This window comes from Streptosporangium vulgare (genome assembly GCF_042428775.1).
GTDB classification, from domain to species: Bacteria; Actinomycetota; Actinomycetes; order Streptosporangiales; family Streptosporangiaceae; genus Streptosporangium; species Streptosporangium vulgare.
Genome location: NZ_JBHMBS010000003.1, coordinates 137591 through 152861, shown reverse-complemented (window position 1 = coordinate 152861; position 15271 = coordinate 137591). Strand labels below are relative to the sequence as shown.

Here is a 15271-nt window from a genome sequence, read left to right as displayed (position 1 = left end):
TGGAGGAAAGCCCGATGAGCCCTCTCCCGGCGGACGCGGGCCCGCCCGCCACCCGCCCCGGGTCCGCCGTGATGAGCGTGCTCCAGCGCCTGGGACGTTCCCTGATGCTGCCGATCGCGGTCCTGCCCGCCGCGGGCCTGCTGCTCAGGCTCGGGCAGGACGACCTCCTCGGCCGGACCGACAGCGCCCTGCTCGACGACGTGGCCCGCGTCGTCGGCACCGCGGGCGGCGCCCTGTTCGACAACCTGCCCATCCTGTTCGCGATCGGCGTCGCCATCGGGTTCGCCCGCAAGGCCGACGGCTCCACCGCGCTGGCCGCGCTCGTCGGCTACCTGGTCTTCCACGCCGTCAGCATGAACATGTTCTTCATCCTCTTCGACGCCGACCTGAGGGAGTCCATCACCACGGAGGTGTTCGACAGGGCCGACCCCGGCGTTCCCGACGTGGTCCTGAACCTCGGCGCCCAGAACCCGACCCGGGTGCTCGGCGGCATCGTCATGGGCCTGGTCTCCGCGCTGCTCTGGCAGCGCTACCACCGCACCAAGCTGCCGACCTGGCTGGCCTTCTTCGGCGGGCGCCGCCTGGTCCCGATCCTCACCGCCTTCGCCGGGCTGGTGATCGGCGTGCTCCTCGGCTTCGTCTGGCCGGTGCTGGGCGGCTGGGTCCGCGCCTCGGGGACCTGGCTCGCCTCCAACAGCGAGCTCGGCGCCGGGATCTACGGCATGATCAACCGCGCCCTGCTCCCGCTCGGCATGCACCACATCGTCAACAACGTGATCTGGACCCAGGTCCCCGAGTGCGTGGTCGACGGCAAGAAGCTCGCCGGGGACCTGATCTGCTTCAACAACGGCGCCGTCGGCTACGGCGGCTTCGAGGCGGGTTTCTACCCGGTCCTCATGTTCGGCCTGCCCGCCGCCGCGATCGCCATCTGGCGGGCCGCGCCACCGCACCGCCGTACCGCGGTCGGCTCGATCATGATCTCCGCGGCGCTCACCGCGTTCCTCACCGGGATCACCGAGCCGATCGAGTTCGCCTTCATCTTCGTGGCACCGGTCCTGTTCGTCATCCACATCGTGCTGACCGGCGTCTCCATGGCCCTCGCCTCCGCGCTGGACGTCAAGCTCGCCTTCAGCTTCTCCTCCGGGCTGATCGACCTCGGCCTGTACGGGACCGCGCCCAACGCCCGGGGAGTGCCGATCGTCATCGTGATGGGGCTGGTCTACGCGGTGATCTACTACACCGTGTTCAGCTTCCTGATCAGGAAGCTGAACATCATGACCCCCGGCCGCGAGCCCGAGCCCGACGTCGACTCCGGCGAGTCCTCACCTCCAGCGCAAGGCCCTCCGGCACAGGGTCTTCCGGCACAAGACCCTCCGGCACGAGGCAGGGACGGCGACTCCGGCGCCCCCTCGACCTCGGCACGGGACAGGCCGGACACCGGCCCTCCCACCACCTGAGCGGCGCACCACCCACCCTCCGTCCAGAGGCACGTCACCCTCCACCGAGCCGGTCCCCGCTGAGCCGACCTCCACCGAGCCGGTCTCCGCCCGAGTGGCACATCGCCCTGACCGAGCCACCCGCACCTGAGAGGCACACCGCTCCCCCCTCGGCCCGGCCTCCACCCCAGAGACGCACCGGTCTCCACCCGAGTGGCACCGCCGGGAAGGCGCGCCGAGTGGTTTCGGCCGTCCGCCGGAGATCACGGCTCTGGCCACAACCCTCCGCCTCGCGAGGACCGACCGCTCCAACCCGAGGTCACCTTCTTCGCCCATCAGGGCGAAGCGACCGGGATTCACCGGAAGTTGGCGGGCGGCGTATCTGGACGGCGGGCCGGAAACTCCCTGATGTGTTGGTTCCTCCACCTCAGCCGAGCACATCGGAGTTCCCATGTCGCCCCCACGACGTCCGGCATCGCTCCCCAGGATCGCGCCCTCCCCCGCCGCCGAGCCGCCCTACGACGACGACCGCCCCACCGGTGAGGCCCCGGCCATGCCGCCGTACGTGCAGGGCACCCTCGCCCTCGCCCTCGATCCCGGAGCGCCGGGACCCCAGGCCGGGGAACCGCCGGGCTGGGGCCCCGGCGCGGTTCCCGACGAGCGACGGCTGCGGGCCCTCGCGCAGGCCGTCGCCGAGATCCTGTCCGGCCGGCGCCCTCCGGCGAGCGTCTCCTGCCACCTGACCGGCAGGGCACACGCCGAGCTGGTGCGGAGCGGGAAGGTCATCACCAGCGCGCGCCCGCCCCGGGTGGGCCGGGCCCACGTCTCCCAGCCGGGAGACGGGGTGGTGGAGATGTGCGTCGTGGTCGACTGCGGCGACCGCTCGCGCGTCCTGGCGCTGCGGCTGGAGCGCAGGGGCGTGCGATGGCTGTGCACCGAGTTCGAGACGACTCCCGACCCGCGTCCCGTACGGGGAGGAGCCCGCGACGCCCCGCCCGGCCGCCGGTCCGCCCTCGCCCGAGAGGCGGCGAGACCCCCGGCCCCCTGACGCGCACCGGCCGCCGGGCCGTGCTCGTGCCCGGAGAGACGAAGAGGTCCGGAGAGACGAAGAGGTCCGGACATGCCGGAGGGCCCGCACCACACGTACGGTGCGGGCCCTCCGGGTGGCGGTCAGACCTCGACGTGCTTGGGGTCGCCGTGGCAGCGCTTGTACTTCTTGCCGGAACCGCAGGGGCACGGGGCGTTGCGCTCGACGTTGCCGTACGCGTCACGCTCGGCCTTGGTGCTGATTCGGGTGTGCTCCACCTCGCCGCTCTCGCCCGGAGCCGTGTACTCCAGCTCGGTGGGACGCTGCGGGCCGCGCAGGCCGCGAGCGATGATCGAGCGGGTCTCCGCGATCGCGGCGTCCTCGGAGTGGTCGTGCTCCTCGACGATCGGGTTGCTCTGCACCTCGACCTCGAGGTTGAACAGGTAGCCGACCGACTCCTCCTTGATGCCCTCCAGCATCTGGGAGAACATCTCGAAGCCCTCGCGCTGGTACTCGATCAGCGGGTCGCGCTGGGCCATCGCGCGCAGGCCGATGCCCTCCTGGAGATAGTCCATCTCGTAGAGGTGCTCGCGCCACTTGCGGTCGAGGACCGACAGGATGACGCGGCGCTCCAGCACCCGCATGCCCTCCGGGTCCATCGCCTGGGCGTTGATCTCCTCCTCGCGACGGTCGTAGGCGGCCATCGCGTCGGCCTTGATCCGCTCGTCGAGAAGCTGGGCGGTCAGCTCCTCGCGACCCCCGGCCTCCTCGATGATCTGCTCGGCGGTGATGCTGATGGGGTAGAGCTGGCCGAGGGCCTTCCACAGCTTGTCGAGGTCCCACTCCTCGGCGAAGCCCTCGGCGGTGGCGCCCGCGATGTACTCGTCGATCACGTCGTTGACGAAGCCGCGGATCTGCTCGTGCAGGTCCGCGCCCTCCAGCACCCGGTGGCGCTCGGCGTAGATCACCTTGCGCTGCCGGTTCATGACCTCGTCGTACTTCAGAACGTTCTTGCGGATCTCGAAGTTCTGCTGCTCGACCTGGTGCTGGGCGGAGGCGATCGCCTTGGAGACGATGCCCGACTCGATCGGGACGTCGTCGGGGATGTTGAGGCGCGTCATGATCATCTCGACCCTGGCCGAGTTGAACAGGCGCATGAGGTCGTCCTCGAGCGAGAGGTAGAAGCGCGACTCGCCCGGGTCGCCCTGACGGCCGGAACGGCCGCGGAGCTGGTTGTCGATGCGCCGCGACTCGTGCCGCTCGGTGCCCAGGACGTAGAGGCCGCCGAGTTCGGTGACCTCGTCGTGCTCGGCCTGCACGGCCGCCTTGGCCTTCTCCAGCGCCTCGCCCCAGGCCTTGTCGTACTCCTCCGGGGTCTCGACCGGGTCGAGGCCGCGGCTGCGCAGCTCCAGGTCGGCGCGGAAGTCGGGGTTGCCGCCGAGCATGATGTCGGTGCCTCGACCGGCCATGTTGGTGGCCACGGTGACGGCGTGCTTGCGGCCCGCCTCGGCGATGATCGCCGCCTCACGGGCGTGGTTCTTGGCGTTGAGGACCTCGTGCTTGATGCCCTTGCGCTTGAGCTCCTTGGCGAGGCGCTCGGACTTGGCGACGCTCGTGGTGCCGACCAGGACCGGCTGCCCCCGCTCGTAGCGCTCCTTGATGTCCTCGACGCTCGCCATGAACTTGGCGTCCTCGGTCTTGTAGACCACGTCGGCCTGGTCCTTGCGGATCATCGGCCGGTTCGTCGGGATCGGGACGACGCCGAGCTTGTAGGTCTGGTGGAACTCGTTGGCCTCGGTCGCCGCGGTGCCGGTCATGCCGGAGAGCGTCTCGTAGAGGCGGAAGTAGTTCTGCAGCGTGATCGTGGCGAGCGTCTGGTTCTCGTCCTTGATCTTGACGCTTTCCTTCGCCTCGATGGCCTGGTGCATGCCCTCGTTGTAGCGGCGGCCGTGCAGGACTCGACCGGTGAACTCGTCGACGATCAGGACCTCGCCGTCGACGACGATGTAGTCCTTGTCCTTCTTGTAGAGCTCCTTGGCCTTCAGCGCGTTGTTGAGGAAGCCGACCAGGTGGGTGTGCTCGGGCTTGTAGAGGTTCTCGATCCCGAGCCAGTCCTCGACCTTCTCCACGCCGGACTCGAAGATGCCGACCGTGCGCTTCTTCTCGTCGACGGCGTAGTCGCCGGTGTTCTCCTCGCCGTCCTTGCCCTCGGTGCCCCTGCGGAGCCGGGGGACGATCTTGGCGAACTCGGCGTACCACTTGCCGGACTGCTCGCCGGGACCGGAGATGATCAGCGGCGTCCTGGCCTCGTCGATGAGGATCGAGTCGACCTCGTCGACGACGGCGAAGTGGTGGCCGCGCTGGACGCACTCCTCCAGCGACCACGCCATGTTGTCGCGCAGGTAGTCGAAGCCGAACTCGTTGTTCGTGCCGTACGTGATGTCGGCGTTGTACTGCTTGCGGCGCTCGTCCGACGGCATGTTGGCCAGGATCACGCCGACCTCGAGACCGAGGAAGCGGTGGATCCGGCCCATCTCGTCGCCGTCACGCTTGGCCAGGTAGTCGTTGACCGTGATGACGTGGACGCCCTTGCCGGAGATGGCGTTGAGGTAGGTGGGGAGCGTACAGGTGAGGGTCTTGCCCTCACCGGTGCGCATCTCCGAGATGTTGCCCATGTGCAGGTTGGCCCCGCCCATGATCTGCACGTCGAAGTGGCGCTTGCCCAGCACCCGCCGGGACGCCTCACGGACGGTGGCGAAGGCCTCGGGAAGCAGGTCGTCGAGGGACTCACCCTCGGCGTAACGCTGCTTGTAGTCGTCGGTGAGCGCGCGAAGCTCGGCGTCGGTCAGGCTCGTGAAGTCGTCTTCAATGGAGTTGACCTGGTCGGCGATCCGCTTGAGCTTACGCAGAAGCTTGCCTTCGCCGGCGCGAAGAATTCTATCGAGAAAGGCTGGCACTTTAGGTAAAGCTCCTCGCAGGTCTTCCGCGGCCGGACCGGCCCGGCTGAGGACGAGACATGGTTCTCCGCTGCCATCGTAGGCGGTTCCGCCACCAGACACAGCCACCCTGAAAGACGCTCTTGTGGCCCATGGAGTTCCTTGCCCGCTTCTTTGAGAGAGTACGACCAGCTTCAAAGGGTATGTCGCCCTTTGGCACGCCCGCGATGGATCCCCCGCGCGGGCGCGTCGCCGTGCCGGGGAGGAGAAACCGTGATGGCGGAGGACGTGCGTCAGGCCGATGGCGGTACCCACGAGGGCCAGGGGGGCGACGGTGGCCCCGCCGTTCACCAGGGCTCCGGCGGTCACGGGGGCAGGGCGTCGTCCTGGCTCGCGGTGACCGTGATCCTGCTGGGCTTCACCATCGCCGGGATCGCCCTTTGCCTGGGCCCGAACTGGCCCCTCCTCTGGATGGGTGCGGCGGTCTGCGTCATGGGCGGCGTCCTCACGCTGGTCTTCCGCGTCTTCCAGGACATCGTCCTCGAAGCCCCCCGCGCGATGGGCGACGGAGGCGGCCGGGGCGTCCTGGACTGACCACCCGTCTCGGCGTGACGCCCCGGCGTCCACCGAGCCCGTCAAGTCCGCCGGACCCGTTAAGCCCGTCGAGCCCATCGAGGCCGTCGAGGCCGTCGAGCCCGCAAGACTCGTGGAACCCGACAGACTCGTCACCGCTCAGACGGTTCCGTGGAGCTCGTCCGGCGCACTCCCCCCTGCGGGGGACGCCTCGCTCGATATGACTTGTCCTGATTCACCCCGGCCGCGAATGCCTGACACCGGCGTAGCCTTTTCGTCGGTGTCAGGCGCTAGCCTCGGTCCACGACGTGTTGTCTCCCCCTGGGGCGGTCATGCAGCTCTCCCTTTCCTCCGACGAGGCCCGCCGTGTCATCCTGCGAGCCCAGGGATTCCTGGGCGCCGAGGCCCGGCGAGGCGGCGCCCCCGCGACCCTGCGCCGCCTCGGGGCCGTCCAGCTGGACACGATCTCCGTGCTGGCCCGCTCCCACGAGCTGGTCGCGTACGCCCGCCTCGGCGCCGTCGGCAGGCAGGAGGTCGAGCGGGCCTACTGGGACGAGCCCGCGCGGGCCTTCGAATACTGGTGTCACGCCGCCTGCATCCTCCCGATCGGCGACTGGGCGCTGTACGCCTTCAGGCGGAGATACTTCCGCGCCAGGAAGTTCCGCTGGCACGAGGTGCCCGACAGCGTCGGCAAGGTGCTGAACCTGGTCCGCGAGAGCGGCCCGGTCACCACCGCCGACATCGGCGGCGCCAAGAAGGGCGGCCCGTGGTGGGACTGGTCCGACTCCAAGATCGCCATTGAGTGGCTGCTCGACACCGGCGAGGTCGTCTGCACACGCAGGGTGGGCTGGCGGCGCGTCTACGACCTGGCCGAGCGCGCGGTCCCCGCGGACCTGCTGGCCGAGGAGTTGTCCGACGCCGAGTGCGTCACCCGCCTCGCCGGGATGGCCGGGGTCGCCCTCGGCGTGGCCACCCGCGCCGACCTCGTCGACTTCCTGCGTCTGAAGGCCCCCGAGGCACGACTGCTCGACGCGTGCCTGCTCGACGGTTCCACCGGGCTGGTGCCCGTCCGCGTCGCCGGGTGGCCCGAGCGGGCCGCCGACGCCTGGGCCGACCCGGCCGCGCTGGAGAGCGAGCCCAAGGGCCGCCATCGCACGACCCCGCTCTCCCCCTTCGACTCCCTGGTCTGGGACCGCGCCCGCACCGCCCGCGTGTTCGGCTTCAACCACCGCCTTGAGGCGTACGTGCCCAAGGAGAAGCGCGTCCACGGTTACTTCACGATGCCGGTGCTGGCCGGGGGCAGGCTGATCGGGCGGATCGACCCGGCACGCGAGGGGGCGACGCTGGTGGCCCGCCAGGTGAGCCTCGAACCGGGCGTCACGCCGGGCAGGGGGGCCGCCTCGCTGGCCGGCGCCCTCTGGGAGGCCGCGAGCTGGGTCGGCTGCGAGGCCGTCCGGGTCGAGCGTGTCGATCCCCTCCTGGCCGGCCCTCTCCAGGACGCCCTGAAGCGGGACGCCCCCTGATCCGGGACGCTCCCTGAATCTCCCCGAACGGGGAGGATCCCGCCGGATGCCGGATCGGTCCGTCCCTCGGATCGACACATCGCATCGGGCGCCGGGTCAGGACTCCGGATCAGAACGCCGGATCCGGCGAACACACCGGAGTGGTGAACAACGCGTTCCAGAACCCGCGTCGGAGGCCGCGGTGGAAAGCCGTGGCGGGAGGTCCTTCCGCGCCGGAGTGCGGTGACCGTCGGACGGTCACCGCACCGGCGCGTGTCAGGTGATCTCGAGCATCCGCTCGCGGACCGCGTAGACCACCGCCTCCATCCTGGAGTGAAGCTGAAGCTTGTCCAGGATGTTTCTGACGTGGTTCTTCACGGTGTTCTCGGAGATGAACAGCTGCTTGGCGATCTCGCGGTTGTTCATCCCCTTCGCGACGAGACGGAGCACCTCCATCTCCCGTTCGGTCAGGCGTGGAACGGGGAGTTGCGGGGGCCGCTCGGCCTCCTTGCGGCTCATGTTGGCGAACTCGCTGATCAGCTTGGCGGCCATCGCCGGGTTGATCAGCGACTGTCCTTCGTGGACGCCGCGGACGGCCTCCGGGACCTCGTCGAGCTGGACGTTCTTCAGCAGGTAGCCGGTGGCGCCCGCCTTGATCGCCTCGAAGAGATCCTCCTCCTCGTCACTCACCGTCAACATGATGATCCGCGTGCTCGGCACCGAGGCCTTGATCTCACGTGTGGCCTCGATACCGCTCCTCCGGGGCATCCGGACGTCCATGAGCATGACATCCGGAGTGAGGCGGTCGGCGAGTTCGACCGCTTCCTGTCCGTCGCTCGCCTCGCCGACAACCTCGATGTCCGTCTCCGCTGCCAGCGCCATCTCCAGACTGCGGCGGATCAGCGCGTGATCGTCAACGATCAGCACGCGGATCGGTTCGCCGCGTCCGGTCGGGCCGGTTGCGTCGTCGGGTTCCGTCACGCCTCCTCCTCGGGGGGCCAGAGCCGGTGGACCGCCATGATTACACGGGTTTCATGGTCCTCGGTTGGTCGGAGAGGATCTTCGAACGCGTTCGTCAGGGCTCAACGAGCCGCAGCACGCCGTAGTTGTACCCCTGTCGGAGGTATACGACGCTTGGCTGCCCGCTCTCCTTGTCACGGAAGAGATAGAAATCGTGCCCCACCAGTTCCATCTCAAGAAGTGCCTGATCGACGGTGATCGGATCGGCCTCGTGGAACTTCTCCCTGACCATCAGCGGCCCGTCACCGTCCATCTGGATCGGGATGATGGTCTCGTCGTCCGGGACGTCGCTCTCGGCCTGGGCCTCGGCCGGTGACTGCTCGGTGAGCAGGTTGGCCGGGGCGCTCTCGAACGACTCGGCGAGCGCCGTGGCCGTCAGCTCCGCGACCGACGGAGGGCAGTGGTTTCCATGATGGATCTTCCTGCGGTCGGCGAGCCGCCGCAGCCGTCCCTCGAGTTTGCCGAGTGCGATGTCAAGGGCGGCGAAACGGTCGTCGGCCGAAGCCTCCGCCCGGACCGCGGGACCACGTGAGTGGATGGTGAGCTCGACGCGCTCTCGCTGGTCGACGATACGGGGATTACTTTCCTTGGACACCTCCACGTCAACGCGAATGAGCTTGTGGTCCAAACGCTCGATCCTGGCCAGCTTGGTGTTCACGTGGTCACGGAATCGGTCACTCACTCCGGTGTGCCGACCCTTGACGATGATCTCCATGCACAGCCCCCCTTCGAATCTCGACGGTGGTATTGCGACACCCGCTCGGCCGACCTGGTCTTCGTCCCCACATCCGCCTGCTGAGGGTTTCGCAGCTCTTTGCCACTACATGCCCTTCTCTTCTGGCAAGGAACATCTGGCTCCTTGGGAAGGCAGGACTTACCTCTAAGCCGCACCGTGATCGATCGACGAAAAGTCGTCTTACGTGGACCGTTTGGCCTGCGGCTGGCATCGGCTAGCCGGGCCGGCCTCCTCGCGGAGGTCGGTCCGGTGCAACCACGGACCCGAGCGGGTGCCATGGCTCAGACGCTATCCGCATCCCGGCCGAATGTCAGCCTGACGATCGACCCAAAGGATCACTTTGCGTAATTCACAACCGGGCGGGCGACCCCGGGCTCCCTGCCCCCACGGGTCGGCGGCATGACAGGTGAAGCCTCCTCGCGTTCTTTGAACAGCGAGAAGGCATCGGCGGGACAGTGAGGTGTGGCTCCCGGGTGAGGTGAGGGCCGGGGCGCCGTCTCACCCTCCGTCACGGTCACCGGTTTTCGATCTTCGGCGTGTCGCGGCGACCGTGGCGGCGAGGGACGGCGTCACCCCCGCCTCGCGCAGCGCCCTCGCGGCCTCCGCGAGCGTCGCACCGGTGGTGACGATGTCGTCGACCAGCACAATCGCCTCCGTACCGCCCCAGGAGCGCGGCACAGGCGCGTTGCGGCCGACCGTGACCGTGAAGGCGGTGGACAGATTCGCGGCCCGCTGGAGGGAGCTCAGCCCCGCCTGGTCGGCGACGCGGCGGCGCTGGGCGAGAACCCTCGCCACGCTCGCGGGCCAGCCGGCCTCACGGAGGTAACCCGCCGCCAGCCCCGCGAGCCGGGCCACCGGATCGTGGCCGCGGCGCCTCAGGGCCGGGCGGGCACTGGGCACCGGCACCAGCAGCACCGGCCGCTCGCCGGCCGCCGTGGCGACCGCCAGGGCGAGCGCCCCGGCGAGGGGAGGAGCGAGGGCCGTGCGGCCGCGCTCCTTGTAGGCGATGATCGCCCGACGCACGGCGGGGGTGTATTCGGCCGCCGACCAGCACTCGGGCAGGCCTGGCGGGACGGGGTCGGGCATCCGGAGGGCGGGCGCTCCGTGAAGCTCGGCCGCGCATCGGGGACAGACGAGGGCGCCCGGCGCGTCGCATCCGGCGCAGCGGGGCGGCAGGATCAGGTCGAGCATGGCGGTCGTCACGGATCCAAGCTTTCAGATGGCACCGACAAAAAGCCCAGTCCAGGGTACCGGAGGGGGGTTCGGCGCCTCCCTGGAGACGCCGGTCGGCCCCGTCCGGAGCCGGGTGGGCCGCCCCCGGAAAACGCCTCGGCCCAGGGCGAGGGCCGCGCCGCCGGGGCGCGGGCCCGCCGATGTACCGCACGTGGGCGATGATCCGCGAGGGCCGCGCGCCGGCGGGGCGCGGACCCATCGACGTGCCGCACGTCGGCGATAAGCCGTGAGGGCCGCGCGCCGCCGAGGCGCGGACCCGCCGATGTACCGCACGTAAGCGATGATCCGCGAAAACCGCGCGCAGGCGGGGCGCGGGCCGCTCCGGTTCAGCCCAGCGGGAAGGCCGGGGACGAGGGGCCGTTCTCGGTGAAGTCCGTGGTCCCGGTCTCGTTCTTGACCAGCGGCTCCCACTTGGTGGCGTTCCAGAACAGGACCTGCCGGTCGCCCTGCTCGTCCCTGGCCCCGGCGAGCAGGGCGCCGTCCAGGGCGGCGATGCTCTCGATCCGCGAGTCGAAGGGCAGGGACCTGGTCGCGGCGGTGACCGAGGCCTCGAGCAGCTCCGACTTGCCGGTGAGCGCGTACAGGGTCTTGCCGTCCTTCCAGGCGATGTCCTTGATCGTCCGGTTGCCGTCGGTGTCGACCACGGTCTGGAGGTTGGCGATGCGGGTGCCCTCCCGATCCCCGATGACGGTGCCGACCTGGACCTGCTCGCCCAGCCCGTCCCTGACGACCACCGCGACGTGCACGCCGTCCCGCGCGACCTTGAGCGACTCGATGTGGAACGTCTCCAGGTCGGGGGCGGACACCCGGTACCGGTGCTTGTTGTCGCCGTCGTGCCGGGTGATGACCGAGGTGTGGTCGTTGGGCCGGTCGACCGTCCAGAGCGTGTGGTAGCGGTCCCAGGCCGGCGGGGCGAGGGAGACCCCCGTGGCCCACACCCGCCACTCGCCGCCCGCGCCGAGCGGCGCGACGGAGATGCTCCTGCCGTCCCCGGAGAGCGCCGCCACCTGCTGCACGGGCTGGCCGCTGATCGCGGGGTGGGTGAGCTCCACCCCCTTCTGACCGGCCCTGCCCGGTACGGGCCGCCCGACGTTCTCCTTGTCCAGCAGCCGCAGCGCGCCGTCGGCGAGATAGAACGGGTAGACGGAGTCGGGGGTCGTCCAGGGGTCGAAGTTCGACTGCTCCTGGGCGTCGATCTGGAGAGGCGCGTCGGGATAGTACGGCTCGCCGTTCACCGTGACCTCGAAGCCCCAGCCGCCCTTGGTGAGCGCGGCGAGGGTCGCGGCGAGCTGGGCCGACATCGGGTCGATCAGGTCGGGGTCCACCCGCCTGGTGAGGTCGACGACGACCCTGTTGTTCTCGATGGTGACGTCGATGAGCTCGGTGTCGGTGAAGGCGGTGCGCACCGCGTCCTTGAGGGAGCTGCTCGGCCCGCGCAGCAGCCGCTCGACCGTCGTCTTGGCGAAGTTGGCGCCCGGGTCGATCGGCACCCTCACCTGGTCGACCACGAGCCCCTTCCACTGGGAGTCGAGGAAGTACAGGTCCACGGGCAGGTAGCCGCGGGCGACGTCGGCCTCGGACAGCAGGAGGCCGTCGGGGGCCGCGCTGATGCGCCACTCGCCGCCGGGCCCCTTGGCGAGCGTGAAGGGCTGGTTCAGCGGACCGCCGCTCGGACGGTACCGGCCGTCCTGATCAATGATGGCGGTCTTGGTGCCCTTGAGGGTGACCTGCGCCTGTTTGTCCTCTTCCCTGAGGGGAGCGAACTTCTCGTAGTCGCCCTGCCGGTAGACCGTGACGCCGCTGTGCGGGTTCCACTTGGCGGCGAAGTCGCCGGTGAGGTACTTGCGGGCGACCTGGAACCCGGAGTCGTCGAGGCTCGCCATCGCCGCGCGGAAGCCGGTGACGACCTCCTCCGGCGACCAGTCGGCCTTCGGCGCCATCGCGATGACCCGCGCGTACGGGTCGCCCAGCGGGCTGCCCTTGCCCTCGTTGTCCACGGCGACGACGGACTTGCCGCCGGTGGGGATGACCGAGCAGGCGGTCATCCCGTAGACCAGGGCGATCGCCAGCAGCACCGTCCCGGCGTTCCGCGCGCCCCGCCGCGGCGCGGGCCCGCGTCGCCTCCCGCCGCTCAGAGGCCGCGCCGGCCCCGGCCGGCGTCGCGGCCGTTCGGTCCTAGTCCGCATCGCGCCCCCCGTCGGCCACCGCCGGCGACAGCACCGGCGTCACGTGCCCCCGCCACGTGCGTCGCATCTCCACCTCCGGGGGCACGAGCGGCAGGGGCGAGCCCCTGAGCACCGCCCCTGCCACCCTGGGCAGCGAGAGCCGGAACTGCGACCCCTCGCCGTGCGAGCCCCACGCCTGCAGCCAGCCGCCGTGCAGGATGGCGTCCTCGCGGGAGATGGCCAGCCCCAGGCCCGTACCGCCGATCGTGCGCGCCCGGGACGGGTCGGCCCGCCAGAACCGGTCGAAGACCAGGTTCTCCTCGCCGGGTTTCAGCCCCACCCCGTGGTCCCGTACGGCCACCGCCACCGCGTCCCTGTCGGCGGCGACCGAGACGACGACGTCGCGGCCCTCGCCGTGCTCGATCGCGTTGAACAGCAGGTTGCGCAGGATGCGCTCGACCCGTCGGCTGTCCATCTCCGCCATGCACGGCTCGCCGGGAAGGCGTAGGTCGAAGCGGGTGGAGTGGCGCTCGGCCAGCGCCTCGGAGTCGGCGACGGCGCGCAGCACCACGTCCCTGACGTCCACCGGGTCGACGTCGAGGTCGGCCGCGCCCGCGTCGTAGCGGCTGATCTCCAGGAGGTCGGCGAGCATCGCCTCGAACCGGTTGAGCTGGTTCTGCATCAGCTCGGCCGACCTGGCGGCCATCGGGTCGAAGTCCTCGCGGGCGTCGAAGAGCAGGTCGGCGGCCATCCGCACGGTGGTCAGCGGGGTGCGCAGCTCGTGCGAGACGTCCGAGACGAACTGGCGCTGCACCTGGGAGAGCTCCTCCAGCTGGTGGATCTTCAGGGCCAGGTTCGCGGCCATCTCGTTGAAGGAGGCGGCCAGGCGGGCCAGGTCGTCCTCCCCCCGCACCTTCAGCCGCTCGTCCAGGCGCCCGGCGGCCAGCCGCTCGGCGGCCTGCCTGGCCAGCCTGACCGGCGTGACGACCTGGCGGGTGACCAGGGAGGAGATCGCGGCGAGCAGCAGCACGAGACCGGCGCCGACGAGAATGATCATCTGCTGCACCGAGGCGAGGGTCCGCTCCTCCTTGTCCAGCGGGACCAGGTGGTAGATCTCGTACGACGAGTCGAGGCGGGTGCCGATGATCATGCCGGGCACCGCCTGCTCCGGCTCCCCCTTGTAGTACAGCGGGGTGTACCAGGTGCTGTCCTCGCCCGCCGGCTTCTTGAACAGCTCGTCACGCTGCCGGGCCGGGATGCTGCGGGGGTCGATGTCCGTGGTCCCGTAGAACGCGCCGGGCAGTTCCTCGTTACGGATGATCACCGAGTAGCGGCTCGCCGAGCCCGCGCGCCGCGCGAGCGCCTCCGTGGCCTGGCCGAGCGGGCTGCCCCCCGCCGCCTGCGGCCCCTGGCCCGGCTCGACGGGCTGCTTGGCGGCCTCCGCCGTCGGCTGGCTGAGATAGCCGAGCACCGCGTTCCTGTCGGCCTGCGCCTCGCTCTTGGCCGCGCTCTCCCTGGTCTCCAGGGTGGTCCTGATGATCTGCTGCATGAGGAAGACGCCGAGCACGGCGACGACCACGATGGAGATGACCATCGTGCTGGTGACCACGCGCAGCTGGAGCGAGCGCCAGAAGACGCGGCGCGCCCGGCCGGCCACGCGCCGGGTACGGCGCCGCACACCCCGCAGCAGCTGGCGCGGGGTGCGACGGCGTTTCTTCGGTGCGGGAGGCATCTCGGGGTCCGGGGGAGGTCGGCGGCTAGGCCGGTCCGGCCTTGTAGCCGACCCCGCGGACCGTCACGACGATCTCGGGGTGCTCGGGGTCCTTCTCGATCTTCGCCCGGAGCCGCTGGACGTGCACGTTGACCAGGCGGGTGTCGGCCGCGTGGCGGTAGCCCCAGACCTGTTCGAGCAGGACCTCGCGGGTGAAGACCTGGCGCGGCTTCCTCGCGAGGGCGACCAGCAGGTCGAACTCCAGCGGGGTGAGGTTGATGGTCTCCTCCTCCCGCTTGACCGAGTGCCCGGCGACGTCGATCGTGATGTCGCCGATCTGCAGGATCTCCGGTGTCGGCTCGTCGGTGCGGCGCAGCCGGGCGCGGACCCTGGCGACGAGCTCCTTGGGCTTGAAGGGCTTGACGATGTAGTCGTCGGCCCCCGACTCCAACCCCAGCACCACGTCGATGGTGTCGCTCTTGGCCGTCAGCATGACGATCGGCACCCCGGACTCGGCCCGGATGCGGCGGCAGACGTCGATCCCGTCGGCACCGGGCAGCATCAGGTCGAGCAGGACCAGGTCCGGACGGGTGTCGCGGAACGCGTCCAGCGCCTTGTCACCGTCGGAGACGAAGGAGGGTTCGAAACCCTCCCCGCGCAGCACGATACCGAGCATCTCGGCGAGAGCGGCGTCGTCGTCGACGACCAGCACGCGTCCTTTCATGGCCCCTCATTCGGTTTACGCAGTTCGGGAGTTATTGGGATAAACCGCTCGATCGTCGAAGATTACCCTTGTCCGCCTACTGGATGACACCGGTCGACGACCGGGCGTCCAAATGACGAATTTTAGGCGCACGCAATGTGAAACGCGCAGTGGTGCCCCCCCACGGCCGCCGCCGGCCCCGGCGACTGCGAACGCCGGGCGGTGATGA

At 70.0% G+C, this 15271-nt stretch carries 11 protein-coding genes; 4 read left to right on the top strand and 7 right to left on the bottom strand.

The features are described from left to right. Nucleotides 1-14: 14 nt before the first annotated feature. Nucleotides 15-1457: a PTS transporter subunit EIIC gene (locus ACFFRH_RS07550; RefSeq protein WP_386155253.1), complete on the top strand. Its 1443-nt coding sequence runs from the start codon at nucleotides 15-17 to the stop codon at nucleotides 1455-1457. 430 nt (nucleotides 1458-1887) lie between these two features. Beyond that, a complete protein-coding gene (locus tag ACFFRH_RS07545; RefSeq protein ID WP_386155251.1) occupies nucleotides 1888-2484 on the top strand; it encodes an Rv3235 family protein in 597 nt (198 codons plus the stop codon). Between the two features lie 122 nt (nucleotides 2485-2606). Here ACFFRH_RS07545 and secA read toward each other — a convergent pair whose 3' ends face one another. Continuing rightward, nucleotides 2607-5420 carry a preprotein translocase subunit SecA gene (secA, locus tag ACFFRH_RS07540; protein WP_386155249.1) on the bottom strand — a complete coding sequence of 938 codons (2814 nt, stop codon included), beginning with the start codon at nucleotides 5418-5420 and terminating at the stop codon, nucleotides 2607-2609. A 255-nt stretch (nucleotides 5421-5675) separates the two neighbouring features. On the opposite strand from secA, the gene ACFFRH_RS07535 reads away from it, so the two are divergent. Continuing rightward, nucleotides 5676-5993, top strand: a complete 318-nt coding sequence (locus ACFFRH_RS07535; RefSeq protein ID WP_386155247.1) for an HGxxPAAW family protein — start codon at nucleotides 5676-5678, stop codon at nucleotides 5991-5993. 311 nt (nucleotides 5994-6304) lie between these two features. Continuing rightward, nucleotides 6305-7495, top strand: a complete 1191-nt coding sequence (locus ACFFRH_RS07530; RefSeq protein WP_386155245.1) for a winged helix-turn-helix domain-containing protein — start codon at nucleotides 6305-6307, stop codon at nucleotides 7493-7495. A gap of 255 nt (nucleotides 7496-7750) precedes the next feature. Here the strand turns inward: ACFFRH_RS07530 and ACFFRH_RS07525 are convergent, their stop codons facing one another. From ACFFRH_RS07525 to mtrA, 6 genes are all read right to left on the bottom strand, one after another. Then, nucleotides 7751-8455 carry a response regulator gene (locus tag ACFFRH_RS07525; RefSeq protein ID WP_329090540.1) on the bottom strand — a complete coding sequence of 235 codons (705 nt, stop codon included), beginning with the start codon at nucleotides 8453-8455 and terminating at the stop codon, nucleotides 7751-7753. A gap of 94 nt (nucleotides 8456-8549) precedes the next feature. Beyond that, nucleotides 8550-9209, bottom strand: a complete 660-nt coding sequence (gene hpf, locus ACFFRH_RS07520; RefSeq protein ID WP_386155242.1) for a ribosome hibernation-promoting factor, HPF/YfiA family — start codon at nucleotides 9207-9209, stop codon at nucleotides 8550-8552. Between the two features lie 519 nt (nucleotides 9210-9728). After that, nucleotides 9729-10433: a ComF family protein gene (locus ACFFRH_RS07515; RefSeq protein WP_386155240.1), complete on the bottom strand. Its 705-nt coding sequence runs from the start codon at nucleotides 10431-10433 to the stop codon at nucleotides 9729-9731. Between the two features lie 356 nt (nucleotides 10434-10789). Continuing rightward, nucleotides 10790-12538: an LpqB family beta-propeller domain-containing protein gene (locus ACFFRH_RS07510; RefSeq protein ID WP_386155238.1), complete on the bottom strand. Its 1749-nt coding sequence runs from the start codon at nucleotides 12536-12538 to the stop codon at nucleotides 10790-10792. A 100-nt stretch (nucleotides 12539-12638) separates the two neighbouring features. Further along, on the bottom strand, nucleotides 12639-14360 hold the full coding sequence (gene mtrB, locus ACFFRH_RS07505) for an MtrAB system histidine kinase MtrB (RefSeq protein ID WP_386155236.1): 1722 nt from the start codon (nucleotides 14358-14360) through the stop codon (nucleotides 12639-12641). Between the two features lie 25 nt (nucleotides 14361-14385). Beyond that, complete coding sequence (gene mtrA, locus ACFFRH_RS07500; protein WP_030907316.1) at nucleotides 14386-15063, bottom strand: MtrAB system response regulator MtrA; 678 nt, start codon at nucleotides 15061-15063, stop codon at nucleotides 14386-14388. Nucleotides 15064-15271: the final 208 nt, after the last annotated feature.

Bases quoted from the DNA above. Each gene is read 5' to 3' on its own strand.
- ACFFRH_RS07550 (WP_386155253.1), top strand. From the start codon at position 15: ATGAGCCCTCTCCCGGCGGACGCGGGCCCGCCCGCCACCCGCCCCGGG.
- ACFFRH_RS07545 (WP_386155251.1), top strand. From the start codon at position 1,888: ATGTCGCCCCCACGACGTCCGGCATCGCTCCCCAGGATCGCGCCCTCC.
- ACFFRH_RS07535 (WP_386155247.1), top strand. From the start codon at position 5,676: ATGGCGGAGGACGTGCGTCAGGCCGATGGCGGTACCCACGAGGGCCAG.
- ACFFRH_RS07530 (WP_386155245.1), top strand. From the start codon at position 6,305: ATGCAGCTCTCCCTTTCCTCCGACGAGGCCCGCCGTGTCATCCTGCGA.
- hpf (WP_386155242.1), bottom strand. From the start codon at position 9,209: ATGGAGATCATCGTCAAGGGTCGGCACACCGGAGTGAGTGACCGATTC.
- mtrB (WP_386155236.1), bottom strand. From the start codon at position 14,360: ATGCCTCCCGCACCGAAGAAACGCCGTCGCACCCCGCGCCAGCTGCTG.
- mtrA (WP_030907316.1), bottom strand. From the start codon at position 15,063: ATGAAAGGACGCGTGCTGGTCGTCGACGACGACGCCGCTCTCGCCGAG.